The following is a 10,122-nucleotide window of genomic DNA, read 5'->3' as shown; positions in this document are numbered from 1 at the left end:
GGCTAGAGTGCGGTGCGACGGGTGCCAGTGAACAGATTCAGTACGACCAGAATGAGCGCGAGCACGAGCAGCGCGTGAATCAGGCCGCCCATCGTGTACGCACTCACCGTTCCGATCAGCCACAGCACGAACAGGATCAACGCCAAAGTCCAGAGCATGGTTTTCCTCCTGTCAGGTCACCCGATGCAAGGGACATTCCGCGTGACGTCCAGCCGTCGCTCCGGACCTGCACGCGTTCTTGCATGGACGGGAGGTGGCGCACTCGTCACGGGTGCGTGTCCATGGAGGCGCCCTGGCATGGCTCGACGGCAGGGCGTCGGTCCACGTGAGAGGAGTTCGCGACGTGCATACGAACCTGGGACGATGGGAGCGAATCGGATCGGTAGCGGCGGGCGCGGGCCTGCTGTACCTGGCCTCTCGGCAGCCGCGCATGCGGGGCGCCCGCCACGCGCTCGGCGCGAGCCTGCTCGCACGAGGCGTGACTGGTCACTGCCCTGTGAAACTGGCGCTGCTCGGTGACGAGGCCGCCCGCACCGACACGAAGCGCTGGCTTGGCGGGGCCGCGGGCATCCACGTGCGCGAGAGCGTCATGATCGGCCGTCCGGTGGGCGAGGTGTATCGCTTCTGGCGTGATCTCGGTAATCTCGCGCGCTTCCTCCGCCACGTCGAGCGGGTGGACGTGATTGACGCGTATCGATCGCACTGGGTGGTGCGCGGACCGGGCAACCTGCGCCTCGAATGGGACGCCGAAATCCTGAGCGACGAACCCAATGCGCTGCTCTCGTGGAAGAGCACGACGCCGGCCGACATCGTCAGCGCCGGCAGCGTCATCTTCCGCCCGATCGGGTCGGGCCAGACGCAGATCGCCGTGCATTTCCAGTATTCGCCCCCGGGCGGCAGCGTCGGACGCAAGGTGGCGGCACTGCTCGGCCAGGATCCACAGGCCCAGGTGCGCGAGGATCTCCAGCGGTTACGCGGCCTGCTCGAACGCCGCGATGATGCGGCTGACGCAACGTCGCTGGTGATGGAGCACCAGGCCCTCTGACGTGATGGGCTGGCGCGGTTCGCGATCAGCGCTGGACGTGATCGCCGGCGAGCAGCAGATCGATGACGACGGCGAGCGCGTACTCGGGATCCGCGTCAGGCGCGATGAAATCGGCGGCCGCCTGTGCTTCCGGCAGGGCGTGGGGCATCGCGACCCCCAGGCCGGCCCAGCGCAGCATCGACACGTCGTTGTGGCTGTCGCCGAAGGCGACAACCTCAGCGCGTGGGATGCCGTAATGGCCGGCGACCGCGGCCACGCCGGCGGCCTTCGTGGCGTCGGGTGCATTGAATTCGAGCAGGTGTGCGGTGGTGACGACCACTTCCGCGGTCTCGGCGAGTTCGTCGGTCATCACCCGGTTGAACGCGTGCACCTCGGCTGTCTGCCCGTACCACAACACCTTGAGTGGCGCGCGTATGACCTCGTCATCGAGATCGCGCGCGTGCACGCGCAAGGTGCCGTCGCGCTGGGCATAGTCGTGCACGACCCACGGGCTGGTCGGGCTGGCGACGAAGCCTTCGTCGGTGGCCAGCAGGACATCGAAGCCCTCGGCACGGCCACGTGCCAGCAGGCGGGCGGCGAGCTCGGGCTCGACCGGGCGCCGCCACAGCTGACGGCCGCTGGCGGGATGGACGACCAGTGCGCCCTGGTTGGCCACGACGAAGTCGTCCAGGCCGAGTCGCTTCTGGTAGATGGCCATGCTGTGGTGCTCGCGGCCGGAGGCCAGCACGACGCGGCAACCCGCTGCCTGCAACCGATCGATGGCCGCACGGTTTTGAGGGCTGATCTGCTTGTCCGGACCCACCAGCGTGTCGTCGATGTCGATCGCGGCGAGCCGATAGGGGAAATCCGGGCGGAACGACATCACACCCCATGATAAGGGGGGACTGGGACGAACGCCGAACGTCGGGCGCTGAAGGCTGAAAGCACCCTCGTGTCCCAGGTCTCAAGTCTCAGGCCATGCCAAGGCCGAAGGCCGACCGCCGACGGCCGACTCCCGACTCCCGACTCTCGAGATGAGCCTACTTGACGATGTCGAGGGCGCTCACGTGCAGGTTGAGCTGGTGGTTCACGCGCAGGCCGACGATGCCGTCGGTGTCGACGTCCTTGGTGGCCACGCGTGCGACCTCGGTGCCGTTCACCATGAATGCAGTGGTATCGGCTGCGACCTTCACCTCGAGCACGTTGAGCACCGACGACTTGCCGGCCGCACGGTCCTCGTACTTCTTGATCGCCTGGTGTGCCGTCCATTCCTTGACGTTGATGGTGGTCGCACCAGTGCGTCGCCGAACCAGGAACTCGCCGGTGCGCCGGATGACGAAGTAGGTATAGGACTGGTCGGGACCGTCGAGGTTGCGTCCACCGAGCAGGACGCCGAACGCTTCCAGTCGTTCGCCCGGATCGAACAGGAAGATCTCGGACTTGAGGGTGTACGCGCCGGAGGCTTTCTGCGTCGGCTGGTAGAGGATCGCTGAAGGACCGGTCGTGATGTGCCACCCCGGTTTCATCGTGACGAACGAGATGTCCCTGGTCGATGGTCCGCCGGCCGGCGCGGCGCCATGGCCGGCATGTCCCGCGGCGTCATCCAGCCGGACGGTCCAGCCGTCCGGAAACTGTCCCTTCGGCGCATCCTGCGTTCCCGTCGTCACCAGCAGTGTCAGCAACATCCAGGCGTAGAACATCGGCATGCTCCTCGTTCGATCAATCCGTTCCCTCCGGTCCGGCGGTGTGCCCCGACGGTGACCGGCCCTGGGCTTCCTCACGCAACGTCGTGTTGTCCCACGCAAGATCGAAGTGGTGATCCACGAAGGACAGCGCCGCGAGCAACTGTTCGGTTTCGGCGATTCTTGCACGAGCCTCGGACATGTACGACGTGTCGTCGCCCCACTTACCTGCGAGCACTCGCACTCCCTGCTCGTCATGCGCCCGGAAGGCCTGCACGGCGCGGCGTGCCTGGAATGCGCGATGGCCGAGCGCACGCAGCGTCGCGAATCCCATGTCGCACGCCGTGCCAGTCGTCTCGCGGAACACCTCGGAGATGCCGTCGCGCAGCAGTGTGTACGCTTCCGGTCGATCGGGTACGCGCACGATCAACTGGAGGTGCGGGAAGTGCCGACGCGCGACCGCGATCAGCCGTTCGGTCACGATGAAGTCATCGACCGCCAGCACCAGCACCCTCGCATTGGCCGCTCCGGCCGCAGTCAACAGTTCCAGCCGCGTTGCATCGCCGTAGTAGGCCTCGAGGCCCATGCGGCGCAGGAGTTCGATCTGGTCGCCGTCCAGGTCGAGCACCGTGGTGCCGACTCCGCTGGCGCGCAGCAATCGCCCGATGGTGCTGCCGACACGCCCGAACCCGGCGACGATGACCGGCGTGTCCTCGTCGGGAATCGCATCCGCGCCGCGCTCGACAGCCGGCACGGCGAATCGCGGCTCCACGAGTCGCGACTGGGCCAGCAGCAGCAACGGCGTCGCGAGCATCGAGAGCGCGACCGCCGCGACGAGACGACCGGCCTCGGCGTCGCCCAGTACGCCGCTCCCTCGCGCCAATGCCAGCAGGACGAAGGCGAACTCGCCGACCTGACACAGGGCCGCGGCGACGAACATGGCGTCAGCTGTGGTTGCGCGGAACAACCGCGCCACCCCGTACAGCACGAGCGCCTTCAGCGCCATGATGCCGACGACCAGGCCGAGGATTGCTGCCGGTGCATGCGCCACGAGGCGGAAGTCGATGCCCGCACCGACAGAGATGAAGAACAGGCCGAGCAGCAGGCCCTTGAAGGGTTCGATGTCGCCCTCGAGTTCGTGGCGGTATTCGCTGTCGGCCAATACGACGCCGGCCAGGAAGGTGCCGAGCGCCGGACTGAGTCCTACTGCCTGCATCAGCAGGGCGATACCGACGACGAGCAGCAATGCGGTCGCGGTGAACACCTCCCGCAGCTTCGTCCTGGCGATGGCGCGAAAGACGGGACGCAACAGGAAGCGACCGCCGCCGACGATCGCCGCGACTGCCGCCAGCACGACGAACGCCTGTTGCCAGCCGGGTAGCGTGGCGACGCCGTGGGCTTCGCTGCCTGCCCCCACGTGCAGTGTCGCGAGCAACGGCAGCACGGCCAGGATCGGGATGACCGAGATGTCCTGTGCCAGGAGGATCGAGAAGATGCGCTGCCCGGCGTCGGTTCGCAGTCGACCGGCTTCCGCTAGGCTCTGGAGCACGATCGCGGTCGAGGACATCGCAATGATGAAGCCGACCGCCAGTGCGGGTTTCCAGGCGCTGCCGGCGGCAATCCCGACGAGCGCAGCCAGCAGGGCAGTGCCGACGATCTGCGCGCCGCCGAGACCCAGGACGGCCACACGCATGCGCCACAGCATGGAGGGTCGGAGTTCGAGGCCGATGAGGAACAGCATCATCACCACGCCGAACTCTGCGGCATGCAGGACGTCCTCGCGGCTCTCCGCGACGAGACGCAGGCCGAATGGTCCGATGACGATGCCGGCGAGCAGGTAGCCGAGGACGGCGCCCATGCCGAGTCGCCGCGCGATCGGCACGGCAGCGACCGCGGCGGCGAGATAGACGAAGGCCTGCAGCAGGACGTTGTCGTGCATCACGCCTCCCCCAGGACATCGTTCACGCGGTCCACGGCGGCGGCGCGTGCGAGGTCGAGCGTGCCGTCGCGCAACTGCGCGAGCAGGGTCCGGTACTGCCGCTGCGCGGGCCCGAAGCCCGTGTCGGCATCCACCGTGTGTGTGCCGTGTACCACGAAGGGCGCGAGGTAGGCCATGCGACACAGGACCGCGGTCTGGTCGAACGGCGCCAGCAACTGACGCATCGTGAAGCGGTTTCGCCCGCCAACCTGGTAGGCCGCCTCGGGTCCGCCGGTGGTTGTCGCGTTGACGAACACCTTGCCTTCGAGGGCACGGCCTGTCGATCCATAGGCGAAGCCGTGCTCGAGCACGAGGTCGAGGTACTCCTTCACGAGCGCGGGGGCGCTGTACCAGTAGAACGGATGCTGCAGGACGATCACGTCGTGCGCGACGAGCCGGCGTTGTTCGGCGGGAACGTCGATCAGGAAGTCCGGGTAGGCCTCGTACAGATCGTGAATCGTGATGCCTTCGAGATCGCGGACCGCCTCGAGGAGGCGACGGTTGATGCGTGACTTCTCGAAGGCGGGGTGCGCAAACAGCACCAGCACGCGGGGCATGGAGGGGGAATGATAGCGCCGGGCTGTGCCGCTGAGGTTCGACGAGATGCAGCGATCGAGGACAGTGGCAGCAATGTCGTCGAGGTTCCACAGCGGCCCGGCGAGTCGACTGAACGCATAGACGTCGAAAACTGTGGCAATGACGCCACTTCTCGGCGACTGCGGTTGCCACACGATTGGACCGTCGCTTGCTCTCTCTCCACCCATTGAATGCCGGGCAATCGCTCGGCAGGGGAAAGGAGAAGCTGATGAGTCGGAACTTCATTCCGTGCCTCGGCCTCGTGCTCGGGGCCGCCATGATCGCCGGCACGCCAGCGCAGGCTACCGGCACCATCACCGCAGCGGCTGTGCCGCAATTGGCCGCCGCGATGTCCGGTACTCTCGCGGATCGGATCGAGGAACTCTGGGCGACCAGCAAGGAACTGGCCGACACCGATATCGATGCCCGCATGGACGGATCGCGCGTGATCCTCGAGGGCCAGGTCGCCAACGCGTCTCAACGCCAGACCGCCGAACGGCTGGCGAAGCGCGTGAAGGGCGTCACCGAGGTCGACAACCAGATCACGCTGCGAGTCGCCGGCGCGTCGCCCGAGGGGACCAAGGGCTCGGTGCTCGCGGGTGACGTGAAGGACAGCGCCAAGGTGACCGCCGACAAATCCGAGGACGCACTCGAAAAGACGGGCCACGCCGTCGAGCATGCCGCCGAGGCCACCAAGGACGCTGTTGTCGCCGGGGCTCACAAGACGAAGGACGTGGTGGTCGCCGCGCCGGTCAAGATCGACGAGACGTGGATCACCAGCAAGATCGCCAGCAAGATCAACGCCGACGATGCGCTCGAGGACGTGGACGTCGACGTCAAGGTGAAGAAGAACGTCGTGACAATCAGCGGCGACGTGCCGTCGGCCGCGCTGCGTGATCGCGTGCTGCGCATCGCGCGCGAGACCGAAGGCGTTGCGAGCGTCATCGACAACATGGTCGTACGTGCCGGGAGCCAGCCATGAACCGCACGACCGCCGAAGCCAAGTGGAAGGCGCTTCGCCGACGCATCAAGGAGACCTGGGGCGACCTGGCCGACGACGATCTCGATCGGTTCGACGGTCAGCGTGACCAGTTCGTCGGGCACATCCAGGAACGGTACGGGATGTCGCGTCAGGACGTGGAGCGTCGGCTCGATGAAATCGACAGGGAAGAGGGGGCCGATTCGAACTGGGGAGGCAGCGCCCTGCACAGTCCGGGATGACCGCGGTGACGCCACCTTGTCGCGGACCTGAACGGCGCCAATGACCGCCGGTCGCACGACGTAAGCGTCGAGCACGCTCGACGCCTACGTCCTCGTCTGCTGGCCGTCAGTCGGACATGCGTTTGATGATCAGCGCCTGCTGACGTGCATTGTTCGCGATCGCCTTCAGCCCGCGTTGCATCACTTCGAGGTCGCTCTCGCCACTGCCGAGCAGGTCGGACCACCCCAGGATGGCGTTCAGCGGGCCACGCAACTCATGGGCCCATCTGGACATCGTCTGTACGCTCCCGCTGGCGATGTCTTTCGTGGTGATCGTATGGACGACCTCGACGATCCCGTCGCTGTGTTCATCGACCCAGGGCGTCGGCGTGTCCCGCACGGCGACCGTCTGCCCCTCGTGCGTGGTCAGGCGGTAGTCCGCGTGCGCCGCGCCGGTGGTGCTGCCGAACGCGAGGAGCAGTCTGGCGCGGTCCTCGGCGTGGACCGCGCGCAGCCAGCCTTCCCCGAGGTTGTCTTCGAGGGTGGTCCCGGTCAGGTCGCGCCAGGCGCGATTGACGTAGATGACCCCCTCGGCAGGGGTCCATACACGGACCAGCGCGACGAGCTGGTCGAGAACACGACGACATGCGGGATCGGCGCTGATCTGTTCGCCGACACTCATGCGGTGGCCACCTCTTCCTGGGGCGCCATCAGGCCGTACTTGCGCATCTTGGCGTACAGCGTCGGCCGGTACACGCCCAGGATGTCGGCGGCCGCACGCTTGTTGCCCCGCGTGTAAGCGAGGGTGCGGACGATGGCCGCGCGCTCGACGTCCTCGAGGGTGCAGAGCGGGCTGGTGTCGTCGACGGTCGAACCGGACCGGAACGTGTCCGGCAGGTGTCGCAACTGGATCTCGCGACCCGTCGCCACGATCACGGCGTGCTCGACGACGTGTTCGAGTTCGCGCACGTTGCCGCGCCAGACATGCTTCATCAGGCGCTGCAATACCGACGGGTGATAGCGCACGACTTCGCGTTCGTATTTCTCCGCGTACCGCTGCAGGAAGAGCTGCGACAACACCGGGATGTCCTCGCGCCGCTCGCGCAAGGGCGGGATGTCGAGGACGACCGTGTTGATGCGGAAGAACAGGTCCTCGCGGAACCGGTTGTCGGCCATCAGCGTTTCGAGGCGCGAGTTGGTGGCGCAAATCAGGCGGAAGTCCGGGGTGAACATGCGTGTCTCGCCGAGCCGGCGCACCTGCTTCTCCTGTAACACGCGGAGCAGCTTCACCTGGGCGTTGGCCGGCATTTCGCCGATTTCGTCGAGCAGCAGCGTGCCGCGATCGGCCGATTCGATCAGGCCACGCTTGTCGGCGAGAGCGCCCGTGAACGCGCCACGCTTGTGCCCGAAGAGTTCGGACTCGAAGAGCTCACCGGGAATCGCGCCGCAGTTGATCTTGATGATCGGCCCGTTGGCGCGGGGGCTGCGTTCGTGGACTGCGTCAGCGACCAGTTCCTTGCCGGTGCCGTTCTCGCCCCTGATGAGGACCGAGGCGTCGGTCGGCGCGACCAGCGTGATCAGGTCGAACAGGCGCCGCATCGCCGGCGACGTCCCCACCATGCGGCCCAAGCCGTCGCGACGCTCGTGGCTCATGCGCAGGCGCGCCGCTTCGGCGTGGAGATTCCGATGGGCCAGCGCCTTGTCCAGCACGGCCTCCAGGACCGCGAACTCGACCGGCTTCTCGACGAAGTTGAAGGCGCCTTCGCGCATCGCCTCGACGGCGAGCGAGACACTGCCATGCCCGGTCAGCATCACCACTTCGACGAGCGGATCGGCGTTCTTGAGATGCCGCAGCACCTCGAGTCCGCTCTGGTCGGGCAATTCGTGATCGAGCAGGACGACGTCGGGTCGATGCGTGGTGAACGAGTTGAGCGCGGACTGGCCGTCGGTCGCGACGGTGACCTCGTACTGCTTGCGCTCGAGGGCCAGCTTCAGCCACTCGTGGGTCTCGGGCTGGTCGTCGACGTGCAGGATGCGGGCGGCCGGCATCGTATCGCGTGGGTTCATGCGTAAGTCCTTGGGCTCAGCGTTTGGTGCATGCCCCGTAGGCAGGGATCGCCATGGAATGTTCAATTCTTGAACACAGTGTAGCCGGAAATCTCCAGTCACTCACGGTTGGCGTCCGCGGCCTCAGAGTGCATACGTCGGGCAATTGCTGGCGATTCTGCGTGATTCCGGCGCGACTGGTGTCGCAGATGTGTACTGAGCTTTGCAGGGACCGTACCAAGGGGATAGGGACGCGTAAATGCCGGGAATGCCGGGAATGCCGGGAATGTCGAAGGCAGCGCCGGGCTGTCTCTCGGGCGTCGGCGGAGGCCACCGGCCGGGGTTGGAGGGCGACTTGCTATGCTGCGGGGATGGCGTCCGCCGGACGGAGCGTGTTGGGCACGGTGCTCGTCCTGGTGTCGTTGGGGCTGTTGGTCGCCGGCTGGCGCCTCACCGAGAACGACCGCTACTTCCTGCTGCACGCGGCGCGCGCGACCGGGCAGGTGGTGGCACACGAAGCGTTCGAGCGGGAAGCCTGGAAGGTCACCAAACGCTTCCGGATGGTGGTGTCGTTCTCGACGCCCTCGGGGAGCCGGATCCGTTTCCGTAGCGTGAGCAACTACGGCAAGCCGCCCTATGCAGTTGGCGACACCGTTGGGGTCCGTTATGACCCCGAGCGGCCGACACGCGCCCGAGTCGATCGGCGCATCGAGTTGCTCGCGCCCCTGCTCATCTGGACGGGTGCCGTGATGCTGCTCGCGGTGCTCGGCGTCGTGATCGCCATCTACGGCCCGACGCACGCGCGCGCGATGTCACGCGTGCGGGGCGCCCCCTCACCGTCAGGACGGTAACGCCGGCGCGTGGCGTGGCAGTCATGGGCAGTGGCCTCCTACGGCTTCCAGAACGCGGCCGCCACCGCACCGAACAGCAGCACGCACGCCAGCGCATGGTTCCAGCGCATCGTCTCGCCGAGATAGAGCCAGGCGAAGACGGCAAACACTCCCAGCGTGATCGCCTCCTGGATGATCTTCAACTGATAGCCGGAGAAGGTGCCGTAGCCGATGCGGTTGGCGGGGACCTGGAAGGCGTATTCTACCGACGCAATCAGCCAGCTGACCACGATCACGGTGACCAGCGGAGCATCGCGAAATTTGAGGTGGCCGTACCACGCGGCCGTCATGAACGTGTTCGAGATGACCAGGAGGAGCACCGTGAGCATGCGCCATTGTCGGGCGTACTGGCCACCGGCGTCATCTTTGGGGCTGCACTCCACATCCTGTCGGCGATCGCGGAGGTCATGCCGTCGTCACAGGCCGACGGTACGATCGCCACGGCGAATTCCCTGAGGAGAAGATCCGATGTGGCCTCTGCTGCTCCCGGTCCTCGTAGCGATCGGCGTGGTCGTGTGGAACCGCTTGCGCGATGCAGACGATGGTGTCGTGCCTCGGCCGCGACGTCGCCCTGCTGACGGGGGCGCGGAGACGGCCTTCCTGTACGCAGACGCGGGCGGCGAGGATGCGGGCTGTGGAGACGGTGGAGGAGCGAGCGATGGCGGCGGAGGCGGTGGCTGCGACTGAACGTCGTCGTCTCGTCGGCCGCACGTGGTAGTGGGTTCG

The 10,122-nt window shown here is 66.6% G+C and carries 12 protein-coding genes; 4 read left to right on the top strand and 8 right to left on the bottom strand.

From position 1 onward, the window contains the following. Positions 1-2: 2 nt before the first annotated feature. The gene (locus tag LuPra_RS18820; protein WP_110172174.1) at positions 3-158 is read right to left on the bottom strand and encodes a lmo0937 family membrane protein; all 156 of its coding nucleotides are present in this window, start codon (positions 156-158) and stop codon (positions 3-5) included. A gap of 185 nt (positions 159-343) precedes the next feature. On the opposite strand from LuPra_RS18820, the gene LuPra_RS18815 reads away from it, so the two are divergent. Beyond that, complete coding sequence (locus LuPra_RS18815) at positions 344-1,045, top strand: SRPBCC family protein (protein WP_157899387.1); 702 nt, start codon at positions 344-346, stop codon at positions 1,043-1,045. 25 nt (positions 1,046-1,070) lie between these two features. Here the strand turns inward: LuPra_RS18815 and LuPra_RS18810 are convergent, their stop codons facing one another. From LuPra_RS18810 to LuPra_RS18795, 4 genes are all read right to left on the bottom strand, one after another. Then, positions 1,071-1,907 carry a Cof-type HAD-IIB family hydrolase gene (locus tag LuPra_RS18810; protein WP_110172172.1) on the bottom strand — a complete coding sequence of 279 codons (837 nt, stop codon included), beginning with the start codon at positions 1,905-1,907 and terminating at the stop codon, positions 1,071-1,073. 157 nt (positions 1,908-2,064) lie between these two features. Beyond that, a complete protein-coding gene (locus LuPra_RS18805; RefSeq protein ID WP_157899386.1) occupies positions 2,065-2,724 on the bottom strand; it encodes a hypothetical protein in 660 nt (219 codons plus the stop codon). 19 nt (positions 2,725-2,743) lie between these two features. Beyond that, positions 2,744-4,645, bottom strand: a complete 1,902-nt coding sequence (locus LuPra_RS18800) for a monovalent cation:proton antiporter-2 (CPA2) family protein (RefSeq protein WP_110172170.1) — start codon at positions 4,643-4,645, stop codon at positions 2,744-2,746. After that, positions 4,645-5,241, bottom strand: a complete 597-nt coding sequence (locus LuPra_RS18795; protein ID WP_110174767.1) for an NAD(P)H-dependent oxidoreductase — start codon at positions 5,239-5,241, stop codon at positions 4,645-4,647. The genes LuPra_RS18800 and LuPra_RS18795 overlap by 1 nt, the downstream gene beginning before the upstream one ends. A gap of 248 nt (positions 5,242-5,489) precedes the next feature. On the opposite strand from LuPra_RS18795, the gene LuPra_RS18790 reads away from it, so the two are divergent. Then, complete coding sequence (locus LuPra_RS18790) at positions 5,490-6,242, top strand: BON domain-containing protein (RefSeq protein ID WP_110172169.1); 753 nt, start codon at positions 5,490-5,492, stop codon at positions 6,240-6,242. After that, the gene (locus LuPra_RS18785) at positions 6,239-6,481 is read left to right on the top strand and encodes a CsbD family protein (RefSeq protein WP_110172168.1); all 243 of its coding nucleotides are present in this window, start codon (positions 6,239-6,241) and stop codon (positions 6,479-6,481) included. Before LuPra_RS18790 ends, LuPra_RS18785 begins: the two co-directional genes overlap by 4 nt. 106 nt (positions 6,482-6,587) lie before the next feature. Here LuPra_RS18785 and LuPra_RS18780 read toward each other — a convergent pair whose 3' ends face one another. Both LuPra_RS18780 and LuPra_RS18775 read right to left on the bottom strand, forming a co-directional pair. Next, positions 6,588-7,142 (bottom strand): PAS domain-containing protein, encoded by a 555-nt coding sequence (locus LuPra_RS18780; RefSeq protein WP_110172167.1) that lies wholly within the window; start codon positions 7,140-7,142, stop codon positions 6,588-6,590. Further along, complete coding sequence (locus tag LuPra_RS18775; RefSeq protein WP_110172166.1) at positions 7,139-8,527, bottom strand: sigma-54-dependent transcriptional regulator; 1,389 nt, start codon at positions 8,525-8,527, stop codon at positions 7,139-7,141. Before LuPra_RS18775 ends, LuPra_RS18780 begins: the two co-directional genes overlap by 4 nt. A gap of 350 nt (positions 8,528-8,877) precedes the next feature. On the opposite strand from LuPra_RS18775, the gene LuPra_RS32055 reads away from it, so the two are divergent. Continuing rightward, positions 8,878-9,357, top strand: coding sequence for a DUF3592 domain-containing protein (locus LuPra_RS32055; RefSeq protein WP_157899385.1), 480 nt, complete (start codon positions 8,878-8,880; stop codon positions 9,355-9,357). 38 nt (positions 9,358-9,395) lie between these two features. Here LuPra_RS32055 and LuPra_RS18765 read toward each other — a convergent pair whose 3' ends face one another. Next, on the bottom strand, positions 9,396-9,725 hold the full coding sequence (locus LuPra_RS18765) for a DMT family protein (RefSeq protein ID WP_110172164.1): 330 nt from the start codon (positions 9,723-9,725) through the stop codon (positions 9,396-9,398). Between the last annotated feature and the right edge of the window lie 397 nt (positions 9,726-10,122).

This window comes from Luteitalea pratensis, assembly GCF_001618865.1.
GTDB classification, from domain to species: domain Bacteria; phylum Acidobacteriota; class Vicinamibacteria; order Vicinamibacterales; family Vicinamibacteraceae; genus Luteitalea; species Luteitalea pratensis.
This window is presented reverse-complemented; position numbering and strand designations above follow the sequence as displayed.